Genomic DNA, 23,018 nt, shown 5'->3' on the forward strand with positions numbered 1-23,018 from the left:
TGTCTTAGGTGCTTCACGGGTCGCATGGATTGTTTTTATTTTCCGGAAATGATAACTTGAAGTAATGACCAACGGAGGAAGTTGGATTTTATACTCAGGAGTGTTAACGGAAATGACAATCGCCAAGAACTTAACTGAACTTATAGGAAATACGCCGCTGCTGGAGCTGGGCCATGTGATGGAGAAGCACGGGCTTCAGGCGACCCTCATTGCCAAACTGGAGTATTTTAACCCGGCAGGCAGCGTAAAAGACCGCATCGGTTATGCCATGATCAAGGATGCCGAGGAGCGCGGAGTGCTGAACAAGGACTCGGTGATCATCGAGCCGACGAGCGGAAATACCGGGGTAGGCCTGGCTTTTGCGGCTGCAGCTCTCGGTTACAAGCTGATTATTACCCTGCCGGAGAGCTTTAGTCTGGAGCGCCGCAAGCTGCTGCTTGCGCTTGGAGCCGAGCTGGTGCTGACACCGGCGAATGAAGGGATGAGCGGTGCCATCCGCAAAGCCGAAGAAATCGCGGCATCCACTCCGAACTCTTTTATTCCGCAGCAATTTAACAACCCGGCCAATCCGGCGATTCACCGGATGACGACAGCGGAAGAGATTTGGAGAGATACCGGCGGAGATGTGGACATTTTCGTCAGCGGCGTCGGGACAGGCGGCACGATCACTGGCGTTGGCGAAGTGCTGAAGGAAAGAAATCCGTCCGTACGGATCGTGGCGGTGGAGCCTTTTACCTCGGCGGTTCTGTCCGGAGGGAAGAAGGGTGCACACCAGATTCAAGGTATCGGAGCGGGCTTCATACCGGATAACTTCAACCCGTCTATCGTCGATGAGATCATCCAGGTCAAGGACGAAGACGCACTGGAAACGGCCCGTTCGCTGTCGAGATGGGAAGGACTGCTGGTAGGCATCTCGTCCGGGGCTGCCGTGTACGCGGCCATTCAATTGGCCAAAAGACCGGAGTATCACAATAAACGGATCGTCGTCCTGCTGCCCGATACAGGGGAAAGATATCTCTCGACGCCTCTTTTTCCTAACGTATAACCAAGTCAGCATCCCGGGATGATTCTATTTCATGGAAGGGGAGAGACGTATGGCTCAAATTAAAATTTTCGGTCTGCGTTCCACACTGAAGCCGATCCAGAGCGCTTTCTCGGATGTGCTTCATGCCTGCGCCGTGGGGGCGCTGCAGCTGCCTCAGGATAAAAGGTTTCACCGGTTCTTTTTCATGGATCAAGAAGACTTCATTTACCCTGGTGACCGCACCGACAAATATACGATTATTGAAATCAGTATGTTCGAAGGACGATCGGCTGCCGCGAAAAAGCAGCTGATCCAGCTTCTTTTCGAAAAAATTCCCGCCTTGGGGATCGGCGTTTCGGACCTGGAAATCACGATTTTTGAAACACCGAAAACGAATTGGGGAATTCGCGGCCTTCCGGGGGACGAGCTGCATCTCAATTATCGGGTGGACGTATAGAGCAAGGGGAGCGGCAATGGACAGGGAGATTGAGGCAGACTTTATCAAGCGATTTTGCCGGAAAGAAGTTCGAGAGAGACTGATCTACGAGCTTAGTTCGGAAAAGAAACGAAAGCATGCATTAAGCCGATTTTCGCATCGATATGAAGACCTCTTCATTCTTCGGCGTATGATAGAAATTCCCAAACCCAATTCGGATGTTCAGCGTATTTACGAAATATTGCTGAATCATAAGGCATACAATGTTTCCTACTGCATTTCGTGGAATGTTGAAATTGATGGAAAAAAGCTGCCCTTGCTTGAAGCCCTCCAGGCTGCTGTTGGATTTGGGCAACCATCCGTCCTTGTTTTCGGGGAACGGCTATCTTATTTTGAAGCTGAGCAGGAGGCAGGACCTCCTCGAAGATTTCTTCTAGATGTCGATTGAAACGCATCAAAATGCAGAGTATTCCTTTCAAACGTGACGGAAGGAGGCAAGCAGTGAAAGAGATCATAAAACAGAATTTAGCAGAAATTGAACAGAAGCATCAGGTGAAGATTCTTTTCGCTGTGGAATCAGGAAGCCGTGCATGGGGGTTTCCTTCCAAAGACAGCGACTACGATGTTCGTTTTGTCTATGTGAACAGACCCGAATGGTACCTGTCTATCGATGATAAAAGAGACGTTATCGAACTGCCGATCAACGATATGCTGGATATCAACGGGTGGGACATCCGAAAAGCGCTGAAGCTGTTTAGAAAGTCCAATCCTCCGCTGTTGGAGTGGCTCGTTTCTGACATCGTTTATGATGAAAACTATGGATTTAAAGACGAATTGTTAGACATCAAAGAGAGGGTGTTTTCTCCCAAAGCCTCCATGCACCATTATCTAAGTATGGCCCAAGGGAATTTCCGGGAGTATTTGCGCGGTGAGCATGTGAAGATTAAAAAATACTTCTATGTGCTGCGGCCTATTCTGGCATGTAAATGGATCGAAAAGTATAACACGAGTCCTCCGATTCTCTTTCAGGATCTCGTTGCGGATTTAATTTCGGATGAGTCCCTTTTAGAAGAAATTCATTCGCTCTTAAGCCGCAAGATGGCTGGGGAGGAACTGGATTATGAAAAGCGGATCGATCGCATCAATGACTTTATCGAAGCCGAAATGGAGCATGTAATCGATTCTTTGAAGGACTTTAAGACAGAACTCCAAGATCCGACGCCGCTGCTGGATGAATTATTTCGGAAGTACTTGAAGGTGGTTTGGAGCTAATGCCTAAGAGGAGTGCTTAGAATGGGGAGGCCCATGGATGATGGATGCAGGAAAACTATTTTCGAGTCCCCCAACATTTGAAACGGCGAGGCTTTGGATTCGAAGACTGGAACTCTCCGATGCTCCAGATTACTTTGAGCTCGCAAGCGATCCGGATGTGTCGGCTGAAACCGTGTGGGACCGGCATCATTCCATAGAGGAGACCGGCGATTATCTAACCAGAGTCAATCAAAGGTTTGACATGAAGCAGGCGATCCATTGGGGGATTGTCGAGAAAGCCAGTGGTAAACTGATAGGCAGAACTGGCCTCATCCATGTTGATCCGGTGCATGAAAAAGCCGAGATTGGTTATGCGTTGGCCAGAGCTTATTGGAGTCAGGGGATTATCACGGAAGCTACGAGGGAGATCGTGCATTACGCTTTTGTCCAAGCAGGATTCCATCGGCTGGAAGCCAGATGCAACGCCAGCAATCCGGGGTCTTACCGGGTGATGGAGAAGCTCGGGATGAGCTTCGAGGGAGTGCTCCGGGAGCAGCTGAAGATTAAGGGGCAGTTTGTGGATCAACGGATGTACTCCATTTTGCGGCAGGATACAGAATGGAGTGTCTAAGAATAACTTGGAGCAGCAGTTATAACGATTGGAGGACGATCACATGCTATTTTTGTTTGTCATCCTGCTGATCGCTCTGGTTGCCATCATCAGTAACCAATATGCAAGCCTGAAGAAGATGGATGCGCTGCAGCAAACCTTGCGGGAGATCAGCGAAAAATTAAGCGACCGCAGCAGGGAGTAACGCCGGCACGCATCCGATCCAAATGAAGACAGAGAGGCGTCCTGCGTGGATTCCTCTCTTTGTTGTCGCCAGGAAAGGAGCCAGATATGGAAAACCAGTGGAGAATTGCGCCGTACGATCCGGCGTGGAGACATCTCTTTTCTGAATTAGGGATGAAACTAAGAGGAGCCTTGGGGGAGGCGGCCGTGCGAATCGACCATGTGGGATCGACCTCTATTCCCGGGATGGATGCGAAGCCGATCATTGATGTTCAGGTGTCGGTAGCGGCATTACAGGATGTTGCGCGTTACCGGGACAAGATGGAGTCTGTCGGTTTTGTGCACAGGGAGGATAATCCCGACCTGACGAAAAAATACTTTCGTGAAGTTCCCGGCACTCGCAGAACGCATATCCATGTACGGCAGGCAGGGAGCTGGTCCGAGCAGCTGACCCTATTGTTCCGGGACTATCTGCGCGAGCATCCCCAAGACTGCCAGCGTTATGCGGCCGAGAAGCATCGCCTGATGCAGCGGTTTCAGCACGAACGTGAGAAATATGTGGAGGGGAAAGGGCCTGTTGTATGGGAGATTCTGCAGAGAGCGCATGATTGGTCGCAAGCGGCCGGCTGGACGCCGCCGAGATCGGATGCATAGCGAAGCGGAAGATCAGCATGCCGCAGCATCGTAAGGTGGGATCACGGTCCGACTCAATCTGTAGAGCCTGCTTTCTTGACGGAGTTTCTGTAAATGATTTTGCCTTGAACAAGAACGCGGCCGAAGCGCATTTCCGGCGAGCTGATCTTCTTCAGCAGGGAATGGACGGCGGTCTGGGCCATTTGCGGCGTATCGACCTCTACTGTCGTCAGGTGCGGTTCAGTCAGGGTAGCGAACACATCATTATCAAACCCGACGACCGAGCAGTCCTCGGGTACACGGTAACCCTGCGATTTGAGCTTGAGGACGAGCAAATGGGCAACCCGGTCGCAGTTGCAGACGAAGGCGGTAGGCATATCCTCCGGCAGTTCCATATCGATCAGCGTTCCTTCCTCATCACGGTCATTGACAATCCAGCGGTCGTTCAACGGGATTCGGTGCTCGAGCAAAGATTTATAGTAACCCAGGTATCGGTCCTGGATGCTGCTGGTCGAATACAGATTGCCGACGTAGCCGATCTTCCGGTGTCCCTGCTGGACCAGATAGTTCGTGATTTCATAGGCACAGTAGAAATTGTCGGTCGTCACCGAGTCGATGTCGGAATGCTCGTCATAAAAGTCGAGAAACAGCTTCGGCTGTTCCATATGCTCCAGCGCTTCGATATAAGGCTTGCTGATCTGGCCAAGGAGGATGAATCCGTCCACTTTGCGGTCATAGTAGATGCGCGGCAGGTGGAGCAGCTTCTCGTCTTCGGCGGACAAAATATGCAGAATGCCGTCGTAGCCGTAGGGCTCAAGGGCCATCGAAATCTGCTGGTACACTTTCAGGTAAAAAGACTGTGTCTGTCCGGTAAAACGCTCGGGAATGACGACACCGATGTTATAGGTTAGGCCTTCTTTCATCGATTTGGCGACTTTGTTGATGCGGTACCCCATTTCGTCCGCGAGCTGTTTGATCCGCTCCTTTAATTCGTCGCTGACGCCTTCCTTGTCATTCAAAGCCTTTGAGACGGTGACGCTGCTGACGCCCATTCGCTCGGCGATGTCCCGCAAGGTGATATGCTTGTTCATTCCACCATCTCCTTACAACAATTGGTTATTCGAAAAAGGTCCGTTACATTGAACGCCGGCTGCCTTGCGGCAGCCGGACGCTCCATACATCATATAGTACAAGTATAGCCTGCTTTGGCAAACGAATAAAGAAAGATGTATCTAAATAAGGCCGGGTTGTACAGTGTTGGTTAAAACTTAAGCGCGCTCGCCCAGCAGCTGTTCGTTCTGTGCGATCAGCTTGGCGCGCTGGGCAGCATTATCCAGCGAACGGAACTCATCCGCCGGCGTGTTGAACGTGTAGTCGACCAGCCGGTCTACCGTCGTTGTGGCCACATGGATGCGGGTATCGCTTGAAGCATAATAAATAAAGACCTCATTCTTCTCGTTGACGACGGCTCCGTTGCAGAAAATCACGTTCGAAACGTCCCCGACGCGTTCGTCATCGTACGGTGCGATGAAGTGGCCGCCTGGCTTGGCAATAACCTTGGCAGGATCGTCTAAGCTGGTTGCAAAGGTATACAGGACATAGCGGAGACCCGCCGCCGTGTTGCGGACGCCGTGGGCGATGTGGATCCAGCCGCGGTCGGTTTTGATGGGAGCCGGCCCTTGACCGTTCTTCACTTCGTACACCGTATGATACCGGCGCTCATCGATCACCGTCTCCTGGTCAATGACCGGATTCAGGATGTTATCGCACAACCCGAAAGCAATCCCGCCGCCCGAACCGGTGGAAATGAAGCCGTCCTGTGGACGCGTGTAGAACGCATACTTGCCGTCCACGAATTCCGGATGAAGCACCACGTTCCGCTGCTGCGGTGAACCGGTCTGAATGTTCGGCAGACGCTCCCAGGTTTTGAGGTCCCGGGTGCGGACAAGTCCGGCCTGCGCTACAGCGCTCGACGTATCGTAAGCCGGTGCGTCCGGGTCCTTTTGCTCGGAGCAGTAGATCCCGTAAATCCAGCCGTCCTCATGCTTGACGAGGCGCATGTCGTACATATTCGTTTCGTTCGGGTCGATATCGTCCCAGACCAGCGGCTGATCCACGAAACGGAAGTTATCGATTCCGGTCTTGCTCTCAGCTAGGGTGAATATCGACTTGCGGTCCAGACCTTCTGTCCGTACGACCAGAATATATTTACCATCGTGATAAATAGCTCCCGGGTTCAGCGTGGCGTTAATGCCCAGCCGCTCCATAAAGAACGGATTGCGCTCCGCATCCAGGTCAAACCTCCAATGGATCGGTACGTGGTGGCGGGTGATCACAGGGTACTTGTATCGGTCATAGACTCCGTTGTAAAACTCCGTATTCCGCTCATTGGGCCTGGACAACAGTTCCTCCTGGCGGGAAGCCAGCTCGGCATATTTTTCATGGATCATGCTTCATTCATCCTTTCAATCATTTCGATACAAAATCGGCTGTTATGATAAGGGCACTTCCAAGGTCCGGCTATTTCGCGGCGGTCCGGCTGCCCGTCCGCCTGAACCGACCAATACCATTCGCCGCCGCCTCTAGAGTCAATGATATGGGTCTTCGTATACGTCCACATCCGGTCGATCAGATCCAGAAAACGGGTATCGCCCGTCCGCTGATAGGCATTGTAGAAACCGACCATAGACTCGGCCTGAACCCACCAAATGCGGGTATCGTCGATACGGTCCCCGTGCTGCTCGTTCATCAGGGAGCCGTCTTCCGAAACTGCGGTATCGGCGATCTGATAAGCGATGTCTACCACCATCTTCGCGTAATCGGCATGGTCGGAACCGATGGCTTTCATCGCATCGTCAATGAGCCAGCTGGCCTCAATGTCATGACCGAACGAGGTCAGGTCCAGCAGGGAGTTCCAGCTGCGGTCAAAAAATACGTTCAGACGCTTTTTCTCTGGATCATAAATCCGGTTGTAGAGCATGGACAGCAAATTCTCCAGTGCGGAGCGGACCTGGGGATCCGGCCATACGCGATACAGTGTCGTATACGCCTCAAGCACATGGATGGTGGTGTTCATCGTGATGTCCGCGTTAATTCCATTTTCGCTGAGCATTTCGTTTGGCTGCTCATGCCACTCGCGGTCAAACTCTTCTTTATAAGCCTGAATGCCGGTGTCGTATCCCTTCTCTTCAATCAGCCCGAAAAGCTCGCGTGCCAGCTCAAGCGCCTCCGCATCGCCGGTGGCCCGGCTGTATTCGCTGAGCGAGTAGACGGCGAAAGACTGGGCATACACATGCTTGCGCGTGTCCAGCGGCTGTCCCTCATGATCGACCATCCAGTAAATACCGCCGTACTCCCGGTCAATGAGCCGGTCTTTCAAAAACGAATAGGCATGCTTTGCATGGGATGCCCATATCTCATCGCCGGTTACCCGGTAAGCTGCGGAAAAAGACCACAGCTGGCGCGCGGTGGCGATACCGCCCTTGGGAGCTTGGGTGTCTGTTTGCAGGTCTACGCTCACTTCACCGTAATATCCCCCATGTCGGTCATCCCGCAATCCCGCCCAAAAGGGGAGGATATGCTCGGTCCATTCCCTGCGGATTTCCTGTTCAATGGATTTCAACGCCCAACACACTTCCTTTATTAAGTTATCGTTAACTTTACAAATTAATATTAATAATCCGGTAACGATATTGTCAATGAGAAAAGAGAAATGACGAAGTTATACAAGAAACCGCAGCAGATAGAGTGTGGGGACGCTCCCTTTTTTTGAATATAGGGTGATACAGAAAAAGGTGCCTAGTATGGCGTTGAATAACTTAAACGTTTAGGTAATTGGTAATAGATTAAGTCGCTCGGGAAAAAGGTAAAAATTTCATGAAGGTAAACGGGAAGAGAACCTGTTTAATATTTTTTCATGCGGTTAAATACATGTCGTGAAGGAAATTAAATTCCCAAAAATTCAGAGGAGTGATTGATCATGGCAAATAACCAAAATGGCAAAATGAGTCCGGAAGAACGAGGCCGTATGGGTGGAGAAGCCACGGCGAAAAATCATGACAAAGAATTTTATCAGGAAATCGGCCGCAAAGGCGGAGAGGCTACAGCCGAGTCGCATGACAAGGACTTTTATCGTAAAATCGGTGAAAAAGGCGGCGAAGCCCGTGCGCGTCAGCGTGACAACGATTAATACGATGACCCCCTAAATTAAAAATGACATGAGGGTACACGGCGCTTAAAGTCGGCTTTTCGAAAGGAAAACCGGACCCGGCGATCCGTAGAACCCAAGCCTAAGAATAAAGCCCGAGAAATCTCGGGCCTTATTCTTTTTGTTTTGCAAAAAAACGATTGAACTTTGGAATCAGACTTGATACTATTGCCCTTAAATACATAAAGGGTGGATATATATGGAAAATATTGACGGAGATTTGGTGATCAGCACCGATAAGTCGAAACTGGACATGGATAAGGTTTGCGATTTTCTGTCGCGGAGCTATTGGGCGAATAAACGGCCCAGGGAAAGAATCCTGAAGTCGATCGAAAATTCCATTTGCTACGGGGCTTATATCGGAGACAGGCTGGTCGGTTTTGCGCGGGTCGTGACTGACGGGGCCACGATGTATTGGTTGTGCGACGTGTTTGTGGATGAGGAGTATAGGGGGCACGGCATCGGGAAAAAGCTGGTCGGCACGATTACCAATGCCGATGAGTTCAAAGATTTGAACGGCCTGCTTGCTACCAAAGATGCGCACGGTTTATACGAACAATACCATTTTACAAGAATGGAAATGATGCGGCGCATGGCGGATTACATCAGAAATATGGATAAGGGCGGCTCCGTATAAAACGGTCCGTATCGATCAGAGAGGGTGAGGGGAATGGGGAAAAACGTCTATCACGACCTCCCCGTGCTGGAAGATTCAGGCGGAAGGGAGAACGATGCATGGAACGAAACTTTCAATCTACCGTGATTGAATTAATCCAAGGAGACATTACCCGCGCTGAAGTGGATGGCATCGTGAATGCTGCGAATTCGAGCCTGCTGGGCGGGGGCGGCGTCGACGGGGCCATTCATCGTGCCGGCGGGAGCGAAATTCTTGAGGATTGCAAGAAAATCCGGGCTAGACAGGGAGGCTGCCCCGTAGGTGAAGCCGTGATCACGACGGCTGGCCGGCTGCCGGCCAAATATGTTATTCATACTGTGGGGCCCGTGTGGAACGGCGGACAGTATGAGGAAGAGGCCAAGCTGCACAGCTGCTATATCCAATCGCTGGAACTGGCTGATCAGTACGAGCTGGAAAGCGTAGCTTTTCCCAACATTAGCACGGGAATCTACGGTTTTCCCAAGACGTTGGCAGCGCCGATCGCCATCCGTGCGGTAAAGGAGTTTCTATCGGCTCATCCGCAGACCTCCATCAAGAAGGTGCAGTTCGTTTGCTTTGACAAGGAAAATGAAGAGATTTACCGCAAGCTGTTAGAACAGGATGCCGAGCTGCTCATTCGCCATTATATCGAAGCTTATAACACATTTGACATCGAGGGGATGTTAAGTGTGCTTCATCCGGATGTCATTTTCAGAAATATCGTCGGTAACGAGGTTTCGGTGGAAACGAATGGACTGCAGCCATTTCGGGCTTTGGCGGAAAAGGCGGCAGCCCTGTTTTCGATCCGACATCAAACGATCTTGGAGCTTCGGGAGATAGGCGGCCGGTTTGAGGCGGACATTGATTACACGGGTGTGCTGGCGTCAGATCTTCCTGACGGTGTAAAGGCTGGGGATACCATTCGGTTACAGGGAAGGTCGGTCTTTACGGTCAGGGATGGAAAGCTGTCTCTTATCGAGGACTACAGCTAATCACGATAGCAGAGCTCTAATTATTTACTATAGAAAGAGATGGCAAACATGAATTTTCAAACATCCAGAAAGGCACTGGTCATCATACTCCATGAAATCTATGGGCTTAACGAGCATATTCTCGCTTTTCGCGATAAGGTCTCCCAGGCGGGTTACAAGGTGCTGACCCCGAACCTGCTGAAACGGGAGCCTTTTCCATATGAACAAGAAGAAGAGGCCTACTCCTATTTTGTGAGCCAGATCGGCTTTGACCGAGCCGCTGATGAAGTGAGGCAAATGGTACGAGATCACCGGGATCAATATGACTGCATCATGATCGTCGGCTTCAGCATTGGAGCAACCATTGCCTGGCTGTGCAGTGCATCCGAAATCGACGGGATCGTCGGATTTTACGGATCAAGAATTCGCAATTACGCCGAAACGGAGCCGAAGTGCCCGGCTTTATTGTTTTTTGCAAGGAACGAAAAATCCTTTAACGTATCAGAGCTCGTTGTAAAATTGGAGCATCGTCAGAACACGCACGTCCACGTCATCGAAGGGGCGCATGGTTTCATGAACCCTTACTCCAAAAGCTACCTTCCCCAAGCCTATCAGGCATGTCTGGAGAGAAGCTTTGACTTTTTGCAGTGGATAGCGAAGGGGAAAATGTAGTCGAGGCTTCGGCAGATGACAGCGAGCCGAGTATGATCGGGACCACAGATTGATATCTAATATTTTTGCTTTACATGCGAACATACATTCTTGTGAAATGTATTTGGGTATAAATTCCAAATGGGAGGTTCGGATATGGAATCTGGGCGAATCCTGGGGATTACTTATAATGTTATCCCGGTGAAAGACGTGGAGAAATCGGCGGAATGGTTTGTGAAGCATTTCGGATTTAACATTCGCAATAAGCGTGACGGTTATCTGAGCTTGTTCAGAGAGAACCGGCCGATTCTTGATCTGATCCAAAGTGAGCACGATTCGAGAGCGGTGTTCGAAGTGAACGGTAGAAAGCGCTGGGTCATCACCTTTTTTTCGGACGATATCGTGTCGCTGCACAGCCGGTTACAGGCCGGGGATGTCAAGGTAGGCAACCTAAGCGACGAAGGAAAGTACGGAAAGTTTTTCGTACTCGAGGATTTGGACGGCAACCTGTTTGACGTATGGGAGCATCGGGATTGCGAGCTGGTTTACTAGAGCCGGTCATGCGGCCATCTTAGAACGGGTCAAAACGAAAACAAGCACGACCTCATAGTTAAGGGATCATGCTGCTAGAACACTGTTCATAATCTGTTCGTTATCTTTCACACGCGATCAAATCTTTGTCCCGGTCCTTGCTTTTGTTGGCGTCATAGAGCTCCTTAGAAACATAAGGCTTATATTTGGTCTTGCCGCCTTTGTTTTTGACAGAAGCCGAGCGGGCGACGCCCCCCTTGTAATCTTTGTTTAATTCAGCGCAGTTCTGGTACTTTTTCACTTGACCTGCCGCTTGCGCATGACTGACGGTGCCCAGACTGATCCCAGTACATAGAATCACACTTAGAGAAAGTAAAATGCTTTTTTTCATTCTCCAAATCACCCCTGTTCGTCTATTATGGTTCGTAGGCCCATCGCTATCATAGCATGCGGTAACGGGAATTTGGAGGGGAAAATTGAACATAAACGGAGAGATGGAATGAGCTCAGAAGAAAACATCATTGTCGCCAGCGTTTCCGTTCTGCGGAACGGAGAGGTGTTCATGATCCAGGAGAAGAAGGCCTCCGCGTATGGTCTGTGGAACTTTCCTTCAGGACGCGGGAGACGGGGGAAGATTTGGCCGAGACCGCTGTTCGGGAAGTTAAGGAGGAGACTGGACTGGACGTACGGCTGAAGGCGGTTACTGGTGTGTACCCGTTTCGAAGCACCAGTGGTCAGCAGGTGATCCTGTTTCATTTTGTCGGCGAAGCAGCGGGTGACGCTTTAAGAGTGCAGAATGATGAAATTATGGATGGCCGGTGGGTTGCCATCGATACGCTGCTCCATCAGCCGGATGAACAGCTGCGGGAAGCGAAAGTCATCAAGCAGATCACCAGGCGGTTGTTACGGAAAGAGTTCTACCCGCTTGACGTATTTCATGGAATGATTCGGTGAGTATCATGGAAATAGAGTAGCATGGTAGTAAAGAACGAAAGAGCCTGTCTTTTGGCAGAACCATCTTGTAACCGTTAGGAGAACAGCATGAAATTAATGCCTGAATACGCCCACAATATTATCGTTGGTGTGGTTTTTCGAAACCAGTGGAGCTGGTACATAACGGAGAGGGAATACTGGTTTTTGAATGTGGAAATGGAAGACCGCTTCGGTATTGAAGTGCTGGATGAAACCACGGCAGCGGAATTTTTCCGTCTTATCTCGGACTTTCGGGTGCCTTCAACGGAGCTCTCTCAAATGCTCGTGGATTTGCAGGACTCTTTTCAGCATCAAGACGAGGTTCTCGAGTTTGTTCCGGCCCTTTACGTCCATTTCGACGACCGCTTGCTGTATTAGCTGTTCCCGGAACCGATGTCCTTCGAACATTATGTCCCCGAGGGATGGGGCGGGGAATATCGTGATTTTTTGGAACTGGTGCCGGAAGCGGAACGGTATTGGATGATCCAGGGGAAGAACTTTTTTAATACGATGCCGGAACGGTAAGCAGGGGGGGGAGCTTTTGATATACATTTTAGAGGAACCTCGCGGCAGAGCTTATGAGGGTTTGATCTCGATGGCATTCCGTGTGTGCGATGAATTCATTCTGGTCAAAAAGGATCAACTAACGCTAACGCCTGCAATGGAGGCGCTGGCCGAACGATTAAAGCCATACGTCAAAACGGTCAAAAAGCAGGACGCTTGGCCGGGAACCCAACTGTTTGGGCATTATGCCGACGTATATTATTTTGATTGCCAGCCGCCATTGGAGAAGCTGATCTTGGAGTCCGCTGATGGCCTGTATGAATGGGTGTGGCCGAATTTGTTGGAGGATTTATGCTTTTTTAAAGGCGGTCAGCCTTGGCTTGTTAATATCGCCCATGAGCATGAAGCGTGGATCCAGACGGATGACCGGGAGGAAATTTCGCAATTTAGAGGGATCGAAGGATTGATGGTGTACTAGCCCTAGAATTATCAAAGATAAAGGGGAATTCCATTGAAACATACTCGAAGCAGCCACTTTCAACCCCTGAATGATTATGTCCATCAGGTGCAACACAGGATCGGAGCTACGGCGGCGGCAGTCTATATTATTCATAAGGATACAGTGGTGAATGAATGGTACGGCGGAAGGCATGGATCCGAACCGGATTCCCGACCTGTAGACGAGAAAACTCAGTTCAACGTAGCCTCCATTCGCAAAACGTATTTGGGCCTTGCCATCAGCCTGCTGATCGAACAGGGGGAAATTCACAGCATTGACGATGCGATCTGTCGTTATTTAGATAAGGACATCCCACAAGCTGAAGAAGTGACGCTGAGGCACCTCCTTACTCATACCCACGGGTTGACGGAAATGCAGGGCAAGCTCGTTCGTGAATTTCCTGCCGGCAGCGATTGGGCCTATCGAAATACAGGCATCGCTCTGCTCATCGAATTGGTCCATCAATTAACGGGATATCCACTCAGTACATACATGCAAAGAAACGTATTCGACCTTTACGGGCTTCACGAAACAGGCTGGAGAACGGAAAAGCGGGAAGAGCTGATCTACAACTATTATGAGGTTCCGGACGCCTGGGTTGGACCTAATGATAGCGCGGCGGGGGACCAGAGCAATTTATTTGCCAGTGCAAGGGATTTGGCACGCTGGGGTGCGATTCATATGAACAAAGGAAACGTCGGAGGGGACCAGCTGATTCCCGAAAGCGTATTTGGTCGTATCGTTTCCCCGCAAACCCCGAAATCCTTGCCGGCTCATGAGCCGCTCAACGGATTCATCTGGTGGCTGCAGCGGGACACTCCCTTGAACCAGCTAGGCGAACGGCTGCCTGGCGGAGCCTACCAGGTGCTTGGAATTACTGGATGCGCCTGCCTCGTCATTCCGGAGTATGATGCGGTGGTCGTTCGGATGTATAACCAGCTCAGCAATTCGGAAGATTACGATTATTTAGCGGATATCCGTCAGTTCGGAAATATGGCGGGCGATTTGCTCAGGACATTTTAAACCATCATGACAGGATGAACAGTATGTCGACGATACAAGAAGAAATAATGATATATGCCCCGATCGACGTCTGCTTTGACGTCTCCCGAAATGTGGATGACCACTCCCGGACGGTCTGGCCGCATACCCATGAGCGGGTCGTCGCGGGAAGGATGAGCGGTTTGCTCGAGGCGGGCGACACGGTGGTGTTCGAAGCAAGGCACTTTGGGATTCGGCAGCGGCTGACCTCGAAGGTGACCGAGATGGATAAGCCCTATTCTTTTACCGACGAGATGCAAAAGGGGGCCTTTCGCCATCTGACTCACCGCCATGAATTTGAGGAGGTTGCCGGAGGAACGCTGGTCAGGGACATTCTCGATTTCAGCGCTCCGTTCGGATGGGTTGGGCGGATGTTTGATGCGCTCGTGTTGGAAAAATACATGAGAGCCTTTATCCGCTACCGTCAACGGACGCTCAAGGCACTCATCGAAAACGAAAACAGCCCCAAGTCGTCGACTTGAGGCTGCTTCTGTTTCGGGCCATATGCACGAGCGGCCGTTATGCAATGATTTACGGCAAAATGTTACCGGCTGCGCGGTAAATTTCGTACCATTCTTCGCGGGTCAAGGTCACATCGCTTGCTTTGATGCAGTCTTGAAGACGCTCAAGGTTCATCGTGCCGATGACCGGCTGCATGTTGGCCGGATGGCGGAGGAGCCACGCAATAGCGATGGTCGTATTGGTTACGCCGTATTTACCGGCAATTTCGTCGATCTTTTGGTTCAATTCCGGGAATTTGTCGTTTCCAAGGAACACGCCTTCGAAGAAGCCGTATTGGAAAGGCGACCAGGGCTGAACCGTAATGTCGTTCAGTCTGCAGAAATCCAGGACACTGCCGTCACGATTCACGGCCGATTCATTTTCCATGTTCACGTTAATACCGGCGGAAATCATGGTGGCGTTCGTGATGCTGAGCTGCAGCTGGTTGGCTACAATGGGCTGCTTCACGAATTTTTTCAGCAGTTGGATTTGCATCGGGTTCTGGTTGGATACGCCGAAATGGCGCACTTTGCCGGAGGATTCCAGCTGCTCGAACGCTTCGGCTACCTCTTCCGGTTCCACCAATGCATCCGGACGGTGCAGCAGCAGAACATCCAAGTAGTCGGTTTTCAGTCTTTTCAGAATGCCGTCCACCGAATTCAGGATATGCTCCTTGGAAAAGTCGAACATGCCCTGACGGATACCGCATTTGGATTGAAGAATGATTTGCTCACGGACGTCGCTGTTCATATGGATGGCGTCTGCGAAAATTTCCTCGCATGTACCGCCGCCATAGATATCGGCATGGTCAAAGAAATTGGCTCCTTGCTCCAGTGCCGTTTGCACGAAACGCTCCGCTTCGTTTTTGTCCAGGGAGTTGATGCGCATACAGCCTACTGCAACTACAGGTACTTCCAAGCTGCTGCTGCCAAGCTTAATCGTTTTCATGAATCCTGTCCTCCGTATTCATATGGGTTTGGATGTTTCGACTCCAACACGAAAGTTCCGGCTTCCTGCTGAAGTTTCCTCTAGTAAGCGTGATCTAGTGATGAATAGTTTTGCAGACAGTCCCTTGTTTATAATGACACCGCGTGTGGCAGGATTCAAGTCTTTTTATGATGAAAATCACAGATTATGAGTTGGGGAGACTTGGTTATCAAGAAGATGAGTTTCACTGAGTAATCGGGAGAAGCCTTGAATCACGCGAAATTAACTATGGGACAGTTGCCTAACCACCTTTCACTGAATACAACTGAAGTATAAGATGATTCAGGAGAGGATGTTGGCACTTGCAAGCTGTTTCTCACGATCCCCTTCAAGGAAGGATCGCTTACACGTCGGACCGCGGTGGAACGTTCGACATTTGGCTTTACCGACCGCAGGACGGTCTTCATTTTCAACTTACGATAGGGCTTGGTGCGGAATTTTCGGTTCCCTATTGGTCTCCGAACAGCAGGAGTATCGCTTTCATCGGCATTGGCAACGTGGTTCACCTGCTGGATACGGTGACGCTTGCTGTCGCAAGGATCGACCAAATCGAACCATACACGCTGCTGGACTGGTCCCCGGACGGCCGTTTTCTCGCGTATGTCAAAAACGGGCGGATCCTCATCTATGATACATTCTCACATCGAAGCTATGCCATCCCTGAGGAGGGAGCCAGCGATGTCCAGTGGTTTCCTTCAGGTACGGAGCTTCTGTTCGCGGCTCCGGATACCACCGGCATTACCCAGCTCTTCCGCATCCGGACTGATGGGACAAATCGGAGACAAATCACGCAAAATACGGACGGACCGCTACATGACGTTCGGCTTTCTCCGGACGGAGCCTTTGCTCTTTATACGTTCCCCGGTGTCAGTATCTCCATCATTTCGACGGTGGATCTGGCCAGCGGCACCATCTACAGGCTGAAGGGCGGACCGCTTGCCAAAAACTTTCTACCGACATGGTCCCCGGACTCCCGGAGCATCGCCTATAGCGCAACCGCTTATAAGGAGCCAAACTATTATTCTCTCATCCAAATCGATAGCCGTACCGGTCAGAATCAAAGAACGTTGGCCGCTTCCGACTGTTTTGCCACTCCTGTTGCCTGGTCGCCGGACGGCGGCAAAATCGCGTATTTATCTGGTTGTGCAGGTGCAGCAAGCGCAAGTCAGATCTGGATAGTCGATATTGGCGGGATGATGCCGGTGAAGGTCCTCAGCGGCGGCCGGATTACTGCCTTGCAGTGGTCTCCTCGCGTCAGAAGGGTTCCGGAAAACATCTACACAAGCTCCGTGTACAGGGTATCCTTTCCATATCCCGCAACCTGGCGCCGGGTCAGCGAAGAGAGAGCCGAAGGGACAGACGGTTTTTTTCAGGTATCTGCGATTTCAGCCGGCGACAGGATTGCCGATGTATGCAGCTCCGAAGCTTTTCATCCATTGATGCCTTACGGCTCTTCTCCTCGGATTGTCATGCAGACAATACAAACCAGAGAGGCCTGCTTTATTTTTCCCTCGGTCGACCAACCAGCGGAAATGAATAAACAGGCCGCCCTCATTGTGAGGTATCCCCGTCCTGTCCAAATCGGGGAAACGTTCTACAATTATTTTATCCTGTGGGCCGATGTCAACCACATCCGTCAAATTGGCGGGCAGCTGTCATTCCTTTAGCCAGTTGAGGATTAAATGAACAATCGACCGCAGCAGCCTCCGTGCAGATTACCTAAAAAGTCAGGTAATTTTTAACTATACACAAACATTCCTTCGCCTAATATTTTCCTAACGGAGCTGCAGCGTTTTGCACTACGCTGGTATGGGGTTGAGGAGTTCATTTATATTCTTGAAGACATTGGTTTTTCAAATGTAACCGTCAATGCAGATTTTAAGGATGGAACTAAGCCGACCAGCAATAATCAGAAATTGATGTATCAAGCAGTTAAGCCTTGAAGTAGCAGCACTTTCTTGGGAACTGAATCGCGCAGCTTACTGGTCCAAATCGGCTTGAGTTTTTGCGTTTGCAGATACCAACTGTAAGATCTAAAAACCCCCTTCCATTTGGAAGGGGGTTCTTGTATTTAGGCCTGGGCTTCCTGCAATTCCGCTGTATGCGCCGTTGGACAGGGCTGCTCGGCCCACTCCCGCATGGCGGCAAAGATCGGCTGAAGGCGCCGGCCTTTATCCGTAAGCTCATATTCCACATGCAGCGGCACTTCTGAAAAAATGGTCCGCGTGACGATGTGATTCTCCTCCAGGAGGCGCAGCCGGTCGGTTAGCGTTTTCGGGCTGATGGGATGCAGGGACCGTCGAAGCTCCCCGAAACGATGTAACCCGTTAAACAGGTCGCGCAGAATCAGGAGCGTCCATTTTCCCTCCAGCAATTCGATGACCGGGGTAATCGTATCCGGACATTTGGGATCGATCATGATGAAACCCTCCTAGTTCATTTTTTGAAACTAGTGCACTTAAATGTAACTACTTTTCAAATGTACCACAGTCGACTAATCTTAGGAAAGGGGACGGATTCCATTAAATTCCGGTCCCGACCCATAATCGATTATCGGGCTTGCTGGATCCAAGTCTTGGAATATACCCATTGAGAAGATAGGAGAAATATGATGCAAAGACCCTTTGAGGTAGACAATTCGGAATATCCGTTTCAGGATCATTGGCTGCCTTACCGGGACGGTATGATTCATTATATCGATGAAGGCGAGGGGCCGGTTGTCGTGCTCCTGCATGGCAACCCCACATGGTCCTATTTGTACCGGAATGTGATCAAAGAGCTGAGCGGCCAGTGCCGGCTGATCGCGCCGGATTATCCCGGCTTCGGGATGTCAAAGGCCCCTACGGGCTATGGCTATACACCCCAGGAACATGCGGAAGCAGTGACGGCACTGATCGAGCAGCTGGATCTGCAACATGTAGTCCTCGTCGTTCAGGATTGGGGCGGACCGGTTGGGCTCCATTATGCGGTGCATCACCCTGACAACATACGCGGCATCGTCCTCATGAATACGTGGGCATGGCCGGCCAAGATCTTGCCGATGAAGCTGTTTTCGATGGCCATGGGAGGCTGGCCGCTCGGATATTGGCTTCAGACTCAGCGGAACTTTTTTGCCCATACGATTGTGCCCGGCGGCATTCACCATAAGGAGAAGGTCACGGCAGCCTTGAGGAAGGCGTATACCGATCCTTTTCCTACCCCGGCGCTTCGCAAACCGACCTGGGTGTTCCCTAGAAGCATTCGCAAAGCCGGACCGTGGCTGGCTGAAATTGAATCCAGACTGCCTCTGCTCGCGGAGATTCCTGCGCAAATTTTGTGGGGACTGAAGGACAGTGCCGGTTTTCCGGTAGAGGAAATGCAGCGCTGGCAGGGCATTTTGCGAATGCACGAAACGGAAGCTTTGAGCGATGCATCCCATTATGTGCAGGAGGACCGCCCGGACCGGGTGGCGGCGTCCATCCGCAGAGTACTGGAAAGAACAAATGGCGCAGCGAAGCGGCCGAACACGATTAAATTGACAGAGACGAAATCGAGGAGGATATCCATATGAAAACGATTCTTTGGGCAGCGCTGTCCGCCAACGGAAACTATGCGCAGTCGGGGCCTGACAACCCGCCGAAGCCGGAAGCTCTGGCCGATTTTACGGCCCATGCCGGACGATCGGGGAACTTTATCGTGGGGCGCAGAACCTTTGAGGGGATGCAGGCCAGCGGCGGTGGAGCGGTTTTTGAAGGGCTAGATATAGTGGTTGTCACCAAGCGTGTCAAGGAGATCGCAGGCGTGACGGTCGTGAGCTCTCCCGAAGAGGCACTGCAGTATCTCGCGAGCCGGGGGCATTCCACCGCGCTTTTGGCGGGAGGGGCCGAGTTGCATAATGCTTTTCTGGGAAGCGGTCTTGTCGACGAGTTGGTGTTCAATGTAGCTCCGGTGCTGGAAGGAAAAGGGCTGAACTTGGTCACGGACCAACATGAATATCAATTTAAAGATGTGGAGCTGCTGGATTGTAAACCGCTGGGATCCGGTGTGGTGCAGCTGCATTATGCGGTCAAGGGTTCGTTATAGATGCAGTGTAAGTGTAAAATAAGCGGACGATAAGGAAAGCTTCTTCCTGATGCATCGGGAGGAAGCTTTCTTTTTTTGTAGTGACGGTAGTGATGCAGAGACATTTTACGTACTTGCCCCCATCATCCATTTTAATTATTCAACTTATACAAGCAGTTTTTGTTTAAAAATGGTGAGTCTGCTCCCTAAAATCCATGCTAAAATAGATCCACATCACAACGGACATCGGAGAACGAAATATAAGTGTAAGCTCATATCCTTCTTTTAGAATCGGGGGCATCAGAGTGGAAGTCGTATTTGTCCGTCATGGGCACGGGGAGCATTTGCTGGATTATCCTAACCAGCTGAACATGCTGCATCCCGGGTTAACGCTGTATGGAGAGTCACAGGTGAATGAGCTGCGGGGGCGTTTATTGCTGAACGGTAATGAGCAGGTTGTCGTCAGCCCGACTAAACGTACCATCGAAACAGCGAGGATCTTGCTGTCAGACGGTCCTTTTGTGATCTCTCCGCTGGCAGGGCCGCGTATGTTCCCGCAAGATCCTTCGTATTCGCCCTTCGTCTGCGATCAAATCTATTCGAAGGACGAGATTCGCGAGGCGGTTCCAGATGCCGTGATCGTGGATTTTGGCTTGGACCTTTGGGAAGAAGGGATCAACCGCATCGGACAGGAAGCCTTCGAGACCTATGGGAGACAGCTGCTGGATTGGTGCAAGGCACAGGCGGAACATGTTATCATCGTTTCCCATGACGGGACGATTACGAATTATCGCATGCTCCTTGGCGAACAGGGGCTGACCCGGAAGGACTTTCTGGGAGAAGCGGGCGTATACCGGGCGATGTATGAATAAATCAGCAGAATTACTCACCTGATAAAAATTCATGTGGGAGGAATGAGGATGAATCCCAATCATCTTATCGAGTTGGATGGCTTACATGTATCACCGTCTATCCTAAATGCGTTTGAGCACGTCGACGGAGCCAAGTTTCTCTTCCACCAGGACGGTTCCCGGGTCATTCAAAGCACCAATCCTCGTTTTATGGCGGAAATGCTTGAGTGTCTTCAGGTTCAGAAGGGACAGCGCGTCCTTGAAATTGGAACCGGAAGCGGATTCAATGCGGCACTTATCTCCAACTTGATCGGTCCGGAAGGGACCCTGCATACGGTCGAAGTGGATCCGTCTGTTGCCAAACGGGCAAAGGCGAAGCTGGACAGTTCGGGAATCAGAAATGTAAAAGTCATCTGCGGTGACGGGTTTTACGGATATCATCAGTCAATTCCCTACGATAGAATTATAGCGGCAGCGAAGCCGCCGTTTCTTCCGCAGCCTTGGATCGATCAGCTAGGTATAGGCGGAATATTGGTTGCGCCGCTCGATCTTGAAGCGCTTGGTGACGCCTACGTGGTCGCTTTTAACAAAGTTTCGGAGCATTCACTAGTCAGTCTTAGTCTTATGAAAGGCAATTTTATGAGGATGGCGCCATCCGCTGAGCAGCTTGTTCTAAAGTCAGGCAAGCCGAATGGGGTCCAAACTGACTTCGACATCGATCGTTTACAAATCAGGGCTCTTCGGAATCCGAACCGAAAAAATACATGGACGGACCAAGTGAGCTTTGACGCATGGGACTTCGAATATATCGGTTTGTAAACAAGCCGAAGGGGGAGTTTTTAATGTACAACCTGAGCCAATTCGTTCTGCCGAACGGAACGCTGAGCGGGGAGGGGCTGTGGAAGCGGGAAGCCCTGTACCAAGGCATGAACGGAAAATTCGTGGAACGGTTCTACCCGGATCGGCAGCACAGCTACATTTTCAAGCCGCTGACCAACGGGGAGAGCGTGGACCGGGAAGCCTGGATTTACCGGCACATGCTGTCCGGCTTTCCGGACATTTACCCGGCGCTGCTCGCCTCTTCGGAGGAAGGAGCCGGGGAGGAGGGATGGACGATTTTTGAAGACCTTGGCCCCCTTCGACATGAGTACGATGTAGAAACCGCCATGAAAGTGGTACAGCAGATCGCCTGGTGGCATGCGCTGCCGGAGGAGCGCCGGGAGGGTTTGAGCGGGTCGGGGCCTAAGCCGCAGATCGAGCAGATCGCCGCCGATCTCATGAACAGACGGGATGAGGCGGTGACAGTCATGAACGAAATCGGCGAGCCGTGGGAGCTGGACGGCATGATACTCAGCTTTGCGGAGGGCCGGGCTCTCCCGAAAATAAAGGTGGTATCCCACGGGGACCTGCATCTGGGCAACTATGCCGTTGCGGCTGACGGCCGTTTGTACATCATGGATTGGGAGCATGCCCACCTGAATACCCCGTTCTGGGACCTGTATCATCTCATCGACATGTCGCATCCCTTGTTTCCGAAACAGGTGACCGCTGAAGATCGGGAAAAGCTCCTGACCTATTACGTAGCTCAGTCGGCGCTGTATGGCGCAGAGTGGGATCTTGGCGATTTTATCCGCGATTACTGCCGCTTCTCCACCGTGTTTTCTATTTGGATGCTGCTCCTGATTTCAGGCGACTTGAAACGGGGAGACAGCGTCTGGCCGCAGGACCGGCTGCTGGCACAAAAGGAAGAAGCGATCACCAGCTTAAAAGGGTGCCTGACGAGCCTGTCGCTCGAGCGGGACTCGGCTTAATCTGCTGCTCCAAGGCTTTCCCCTGAGCACAACACAACTGCCGGTTCCGTTCATGCATCTTATTGAATCAACGTGAGAATCACCTCAACCGAATGATCGACAAAGGAACGCTCCGGGCGGGCTTTCATCATCACCGTCAGACCGATCAAGGAGACGACCAAAGTCTGCGCCAGGGACTTGGCGTCCACACCGGTGTGCAGCTCGCCTGAACGGAGCCCGCGTTCGATCGCCTCCTGAAAAATCGCCGCCAAATACATCTCATGCTCCCGTGTCAAAACCTCAAATTTTTCGTCATGTGGAGCCATCTCCACCATCGTATTAATGCAGAAGCATCCGCGGTTCTGCGGGTCAGCATACGACTCTTCGACAATCCCCGCAAAATAACGTCTGAAGGCTTCCTTAACGGATTCGCCGTGCAGAAGCACGGATCTGGCCTGCGCCGCATGCGCGGCAGTATATTTACGCAGAGCCGCTTCAAACAGCTCCTTCTTATCCCCGAACGCGGAGTAAATGCTTGGGCGCTGAATGCCCATTCCCGCCGTCAGATCGGTTAAAGACGTTGCCTCATAGCCTTTACTCCAAAATATATGCATGGCGTCTTCCAGCGCCTGATCCACATCGAATTCACGCTGCCTAACCATTTTTGGCACCTCATTTCA

The 23,018-nt window shown here is 51.2% G+C and carries 30 protein-coding genes and 2 pseudogenes; 25 read left to right on the plus strand and 7 right to left on the minus strand.

Going from position 1 to position 23,018, the window contains the following annotated elements:
• Window positions 1-112: 112 nt before the first annotated feature.
• The 7 genes from cysK to C7820_RS16935 all read left to right on the plus strand — a co-directional run bounded on the left by cysK (window position 113) and on the right by C7820_RS16935 (window position 4,158).
• The gene (gene cysK / locus C7820_RS16910; RefSeq protein ID WP_116232049.1) at window positions 113-1,045 is read left to right on the plus strand and encodes a cysteine synthase A; all 933 of its coding nucleotides are present in this window, start codon (window positions 113-115) and stop codon (window positions 1,043-1,045) included.
• A gap of 49 nt (window positions 1,046-1,094) precedes the next feature.
• On the plus strand, window positions 1,095-1,481 hold the full coding sequence (locus tag C7820_RS16915) for a tautomerase family protein (protein WP_116232050.1): 387 nt from the start codon (window positions 1,095-1,097) through the stop codon (window positions 1,479-1,481).
• Window positions 1,482-1,497: 16 nt separating this feature from the next.
• Entirely contained in the window at window positions 1,498-1,908 is a 411-nt protein-coding gene (locus tag C7820_RS16920; RefSeq protein ID WP_116232051.1) for a hypothetical protein, read from the plus strand.
• Window positions 1,909-1,961: 53 nt separating this feature from the next.
• Window positions 1,962-2,732 carry a nucleotidyltransferase domain-containing protein gene (locus C7820_RS16925; RefSeq protein WP_116232052.1) on the plus strand — a complete coding sequence of 257 codons (771 nt, stop codon included), beginning with the start codon at window positions 1,962-1,964 and terminating at the stop codon, window positions 2,730-2,732.
• A 37-nt stretch (window positions 2,733-2,769) separates the two neighbouring features.
• Window positions 2,770-3,342, plus strand: coding sequence for a GNAT family N-acetyltransferase (locus C7820_RS16930; RefSeq protein ID WP_116232053.1), 573 nt, complete (start codon window positions 2,770-2,772; stop codon window positions 3,340-3,342).
• Window positions 3,343-3,385: 43 nt separating this feature from the next.
• Window positions 3,386-3,526 carry a hypothetical protein gene (locus C7820_RS33490; protein ID WP_181909093.1) on the plus strand — a complete coding sequence of 47 codons (141 nt, stop codon included), beginning with the start codon at window positions 3,386-3,388 and terminating at the stop codon, window positions 3,524-3,526.
• An 86-nt stretch (window positions 3,527-3,612) separates the two neighbouring features.
• Complete coding sequence (locus tag C7820_RS16935) at window positions 3,613-4,158, plus strand: GrpB family protein (protein WP_116232054.1); 546 nt, start codon at window positions 3,613-3,615, stop codon at window positions 4,156-4,158.
• A 53-nt stretch (window positions 4,159-4,211) separates the two neighbouring features.
• Here the strand turns inward: C7820_RS16935 and C7820_RS16940 are convergent, their stop codons facing one another.
• From C7820_RS16940 to C7820_RS16950, 3 genes are all read right to left on the minus strand, one after another.
• Window positions 4,212-5,228 (minus strand): substrate-binding domain-containing protein, encoded by a 1,017-nt coding sequence (locus tag C7820_RS16940; RefSeq protein ID WP_116232055.1) that lies wholly within the window; start codon window positions 5,226-5,228, stop codon window positions 4,212-4,214.
• A 177-nt stretch (window positions 5,229-5,405) separates the two neighbouring features.
• On the minus strand, window positions 5,406-6,587 hold the full coding sequence (locus tag C7820_RS16945) for a glycoside hydrolase family 130 protein (RefSeq protein WP_116232056.1): 1,182 nt from the start codon (window positions 6,585-6,587) through the stop codon (window positions 5,406-5,408).
• Window positions 6,584-7,759 (minus strand): AGE family epimerase/isomerase, encoded by a 1,176-nt coding sequence (locus tag C7820_RS16950; protein WP_116232057.1) that lies wholly within the window; start codon window positions 7,757-7,759, stop codon window positions 6,584-6,586. Before C7820_RS16950 ends, C7820_RS16945 begins: the two co-directional genes overlap by 4 nt.
• 357 nt (window positions 7,760-8,116) lie before the next feature.
• Here C7820_RS16950 and C7820_RS16955 point away from each other — a divergent pair, with 357 nt between their 5' ends.
• The 6 genes and pseudogenes from C7820_RS16955 (at window position 8,117) to C7820_RS16975 (ending at window position 11,173) form a co-directional block, all read left to right on the plus strand.
• Window positions 8,117-8,326, plus strand: coding sequence for a KGG domain-containing protein (locus tag C7820_RS16955; RefSeq protein ID WP_076173330.1), 210 nt, complete (start codon window positions 8,117-8,119; stop codon window positions 8,324-8,326).
• Between the two features lie 217 nt (window positions 8,327-8,543).
• Window positions 8,544-8,981: a GNAT family N-acetyltransferase gene (locus C7820_RS16960; RefSeq protein WP_116232058.1), complete on the plus strand. Its 438-nt coding sequence runs from the start codon at window positions 8,544-8,546 to the stop codon at window positions 8,979-8,981.
• 98 nt (window positions 8,982-9,079) lie between these two features.
• A pseudogene (locus C7820_RS33865) lies at window positions 9,080-9,622 on the plus strand (O-acetyl-ADP-ribose deacetylase); the annotation flags it as partial.
• Window positions 9,623-9,646: 24 nt separating this feature from the next.
• The gene (locus C7820_RS33870) at window positions 9,647-9,991 is read left to right on the plus strand and encodes a nuclear transport factor 2 family protein (protein ID WP_258875325.1); all 345 of its coding nucleotides are present in this window, start codon (window positions 9,647-9,649) and stop codon (window positions 9,989-9,991) included.
• A gap of 48 nt (window positions 9,992-10,039) precedes the next feature.
• The gene (locus C7820_RS16970) at window positions 10,040-10,642 is read left to right on the plus strand and encodes a dienelactone hydrolase family protein (RefSeq protein ID WP_116232060.1); all 603 of its coding nucleotides are present in this window, start codon (window positions 10,040-10,042) and stop codon (window positions 10,640-10,642) included.
• A gap of 135 nt (window positions 10,643-10,777) precedes the next feature.
• A complete protein-coding gene (locus C7820_RS16975) occupies window positions 10,778-11,173 on the plus strand; it encodes a VOC family protein (protein WP_116232061.1) in 396 nt (131 codons plus the stop codon).
• A 100-nt stretch (window positions 11,174-11,273) separates the two neighbouring features.
• Here the strand turns inward: C7820_RS16975 and C7820_RS16980 are convergent, their stop codons facing one another.
• Window positions 11,274-11,543: an excalibur calcium-binding domain-containing protein gene (locus C7820_RS16980; protein WP_116232062.1), complete on the minus strand. Its 270-nt coding sequence runs from the start codon at window positions 11,541-11,543 to the stop codon at window positions 11,274-11,276.
• Between the two features lie 206 nt (window positions 11,544-11,749).
• On the opposite strand from C7820_RS16980, the gene C7820_RS16985 reads away from it, so the two are divergent.
• The 5 genes from C7820_RS16985 to C7820_RS17005 all read left to right on the plus strand — a co-directional run bounded on the left by C7820_RS16985 (window position 11,750) and on the right by C7820_RS17005 (window position 14,650).
• Entirely contained in the window at window positions 11,750-12,106 is a 357-nt protein-coding gene (locus C7820_RS16985; RefSeq protein WP_116232063.1) for an NUDIX domain-containing protein, read from the plus strand.
• An 87-nt stretch (window positions 12,107-12,193) separates the two neighbouring features.
• Complete coding sequence (locus C7820_RS16990; RefSeq protein ID WP_258875288.1) at window positions 12,194-12,502, plus strand: hypothetical protein; 309 nt, start codon at window positions 12,194-12,196, stop codon at window positions 12,500-12,502.
• 163 nt (window positions 12,503-12,665) lie between these two features.
• A complete protein-coding gene (locus tag C7820_RS16995) occupies window positions 12,666-13,106 on the plus strand; it encodes a hypothetical protein (protein ID WP_116232064.1) in 441 nt (146 codons plus the stop codon).
• Window positions 13,107-13,139: 33 nt separating this feature from the next.
• A complete protein-coding gene (locus C7820_RS17000; protein WP_116232065.1) occupies window positions 13,140-14,150 on the plus strand; it encodes a serine hydrolase domain-containing protein in 1,011 nt (336 codons plus the stop codon).
• A gap of 23 nt (window positions 14,151-14,173) precedes the next feature.
• Window positions 14,174-14,650, plus strand: a complete 477-nt coding sequence (locus tag C7820_RS17005; protein ID WP_116232066.1) for an SRPBCC family protein — start codon at window positions 14,174-14,176, stop codon at window positions 14,648-14,650.
• 49 nt (window positions 14,651-14,699) lie between these two features.
• Here the strand turns inward: C7820_RS17005 and C7820_RS17010 are convergent, their stop codons facing one another.
• Window positions 14,700-15,617 (minus strand): aldo/keto reductase, encoded by a 918-nt coding sequence (locus C7820_RS17010; protein ID WP_116232067.1) that lies wholly within the window; start codon window positions 15,615-15,617, stop codon window positions 14,700-14,702.
• A 341-nt stretch (window positions 15,618-15,958) separates the two neighbouring features.
• Between C7820_RS17010 and C7820_RS17015 the strand changes: the two genes are divergently transcribed.
• Together C7820_RS17015 and C7820_RS34110 are read left to right on the plus strand one after the other, a co-directional pair.
• A complete protein-coding gene (locus C7820_RS17015) occupies window positions 15,959-17,323 on the plus strand; it encodes a PD40 domain-containing protein (RefSeq protein WP_116232068.1) in 1,365 nt (454 codons plus the stop codon).
• 111 nt (window positions 17,324-17,434) lie between these two features.
• Window positions 17,435-17,599: pseudogene (locus tag C7820_RS34110) on the plus strand (class I SAM-dependent methyltransferase); the annotation flags it as partial.
• A 128-nt stretch (window positions 17,600-17,727) separates the two neighbouring features.
• On the opposite strand, the gene C7820_RS17025 reads toward C7820_RS34110, so the two are convergent.
• Window positions 17,728-18,075 (minus strand): winged helix-turn-helix transcriptional regulator, encoded by a 348-nt coding sequence (locus C7820_RS17025; protein WP_076173319.1) that lies wholly within the window; start codon window positions 18,073-18,075, stop codon window positions 17,728-17,730.
• Between the two features lie 189 nt (window positions 18,076-18,264).
• Here C7820_RS17025 and C7820_RS17030 point away from each other — a divergent pair, with 189 nt between their 5' ends.
• The 5 genes from C7820_RS17030 (at window position 18,265) to C7820_RS17050 (ending at window position 22,359) form a co-directional block, all read left to right on the plus strand.
• The gene (locus tag C7820_RS17030; protein ID WP_258875289.1) at window positions 18,265-19,206 is read left to right on the plus strand and encodes an alpha/beta fold hydrolase; all 942 of its coding nucleotides are present in this window, start codon (window positions 18,265-18,267) and stop codon (window positions 19,204-19,206) included.
• Window positions 19,203-19,718: a dihydrofolate reductase family protein gene (locus C7820_RS17035; RefSeq protein ID WP_089545644.1), complete on the plus strand. Its 516-nt coding sequence runs from the start codon at window positions 19,203-19,205 to the stop codon at window positions 19,716-19,718. The genes C7820_RS17030 and C7820_RS17035 overlap by 4 nt, the downstream gene beginning before the upstream one ends.
• 284 nt (window positions 19,719-20,002) lie before the next feature.
• Window positions 20,003-20,569 carry a histidine phosphatase family protein gene (locus C7820_RS17040; RefSeq protein ID WP_116232070.1) on the plus strand — a complete coding sequence of 189 codons (567 nt, stop codon included), beginning with the start codon at window positions 20,003-20,005 and terminating at the stop codon, window positions 20,567-20,569.
• Window positions 20,570-20,617: 48 nt separating this feature from the next.
• On the plus strand, window positions 20,618-21,367 hold the full coding sequence (locus C7820_RS17045) for a protein-L-isoaspartate O-methyltransferase family protein (protein ID WP_181909095.1): 750 nt from the start codon (window positions 20,618-20,620) through the stop codon (window positions 21,365-21,367).
• A gap of 23 nt (window positions 21,368-21,390) precedes the next feature.
• Window positions 21,391-22,359: a phosphotransferase family protein gene (locus C7820_RS17050; RefSeq protein WP_181909096.1), complete on the plus strand. Its 969-nt coding sequence runs from the start codon at window positions 21,391-21,393 to the stop codon at window positions 22,357-22,359.
• Window positions 22,360-22,418: 59 nt separating this feature from the next.
• On the opposite strand, the gene C7820_RS17055 is transcribed toward C7820_RS17050, so the two are convergent.
• Window positions 22,419-23,000, minus strand: coding sequence for a TetR/AcrR family transcriptional regulator (locus C7820_RS17055; protein WP_116232073.1), 582 nt, complete (start codon window positions 22,998-23,000; stop codon window positions 22,419-22,421).
• Between the last annotated feature and the right edge of the window lie 18 nt (window positions 23,001-23,018).

The organism is Paenibacillus sp. VMFN-D1 (assembly GCF_003386155.1).
GTDB lineage: Bacteria > Bacillota > Bacilli > Paenibacillales > Paenibacillaceae > Paenibacillus_AQ > Paenibacillus_AQ favisporus.

Excerpts from the sequence above, each read along its gene's own strand:
- C7820_RS16920 (WP_116232051.1), top strand. The coding sequence starts at position 1,498 with ATGGACAGGGAGATTGAGGCAGACTTTATCAAGCGATTTTGCCGGAAA.
- C7820_RS16960 (WP_116232058.1), top strand. The coding sequence starts at position 8,544 with ATGGAAAATATTGACGGAGATTTGGTGATCAGCACCGATAAGTCGAAA.
- C7820_RS17045 (WP_181909095.1), top strand. The coding sequence starts at position 20,618 with ATGAATCCCAATCATCTTATCGAGTTGGATGGCTTACATGTATCACCG.
- C7820_RS17030 (WP_258875289.1), top strand. The coding sequence starts at position 18,265 with ATGATGCAAAGACCCTTTGAGGTAGACAATTCGGAATATCCGTTTCAG.
- C7820_RS16915 (WP_116232050.1), top strand. The coding sequence starts at position 1,095 with ATGGCTCAAATTAAAATTTTCGGTCTGCGTTCCACACTGAAGCCGATC.
- C7820_RS17035 (WP_089545644.1), top strand. The coding sequence starts at position 19,203 with ATGAAAACGATTCTTTGGGCAGCGCTGTCCGCCAACGGAAACTATGCG.
- C7820_RS16935 (WP_116232054.1), top strand. The coding sequence starts at position 3,613 with ATGGAAAACCAGTGGAGAATTGCGCCGTACGATCCGGCGTGGAGACAT.
- C7820_RS17025 (WP_076173319.1), bottom strand. The coding sequence starts at position 18,075 with ATGATCGATCCCAAATGTCCGGATACGATTACCCCGGTCATCGAATTG.
- C7820_RS16955 (WP_076173330.1), top strand. The coding sequence starts at position 8,117 with ATGGCAAATAACCAAAATGGCAAAATGAGTCCGGAAGAACGAGGCCGT.
- C7820_RS16980 (WP_116232062.1), bottom strand. The coding sequence starts at position 11,543 with ATGAAAAAAAGCATTTTACTTTCTCTAAGTGTGATTCTATGTACTGGG.
- C7820_RS17055 (WP_116232073.1), bottom strand. The coding sequence starts at position 23,000 with ATGGTTAGGCAGCGTGAATTCGATGTGGATCAGGCGCTGGAAGACGCC.
- C7820_RS16940 (WP_116232055.1), bottom strand. The coding sequence starts at position 5,228 with ATGAACAAGCATATCACCTTGCGGGACATCGCCGAGCGAATGGGCGTC.
- C7820_RS33490 (WP_181909093.1), top strand. The coding sequence starts at position 3,386 with ATGCTATTTTTGTTTGTCATCCTGCTGATCGCTCTGGTTGCCATCATC.
- C7820_RS17010 (WP_116232067.1), bottom strand. The coding sequence starts at position 15,617 with ATGAAAACGATTAAGCTTGGCAGCAGCAGCTTGGAAGTACCTGTAGTT.
- C7820_RS16975 (WP_116232061.1), top strand. The coding sequence starts at position 10,778 with ATGGAATCTGGGCGAATCCTGGGGATTACTTATAATGTTATCCCGGTG.
- C7820_RS17005 (WP_116232066.1), top strand. The coding sequence starts at position 14,174 with ATGTCGACGATACAAGAAGAAATAATGATATATGCCCCGATCGACGTC.
- C7820_RS16945 (WP_116232056.1), bottom strand. The coding sequence starts at position 6,587 with ATGATCCATGAAAAATATGCCGAGCTGGCTTCCCGCCAGGAGGAACTG.
- C7820_RS16930 (WP_116232053.1), top strand. The coding sequence starts at position 2,770 with ATGATGGATGCAGGAAAACTATTTTCGAGTCCCCCAACATTTGAAACG.
- C7820_RS16970 (WP_116232060.1), top strand. The coding sequence starts at position 10,040 with ATGAATTTTCAAACATCCAGAAAGGCACTGGTCATCATACTCCATGAA.
- C7820_RS17050 (WP_181909096.1), top strand. The coding sequence starts at position 21,391 with ATGTACAACCTGAGCCAATTCGTTCTGCCGAACGGAACGCTGAGCGGG.
- C7820_RS16990 (WP_258875288.1), top strand. The coding sequence starts at position 12,194 with ATGAAATTAATGCCTGAATACGCCCACAATATTATCGTTGGTGTGGTT.
- cysK (WP_116232049.1), top strand. The coding sequence starts at position 113 with ATGACAATCGCCAAGAACTTAACTGAACTTATAGGAAATACGCCGCTG.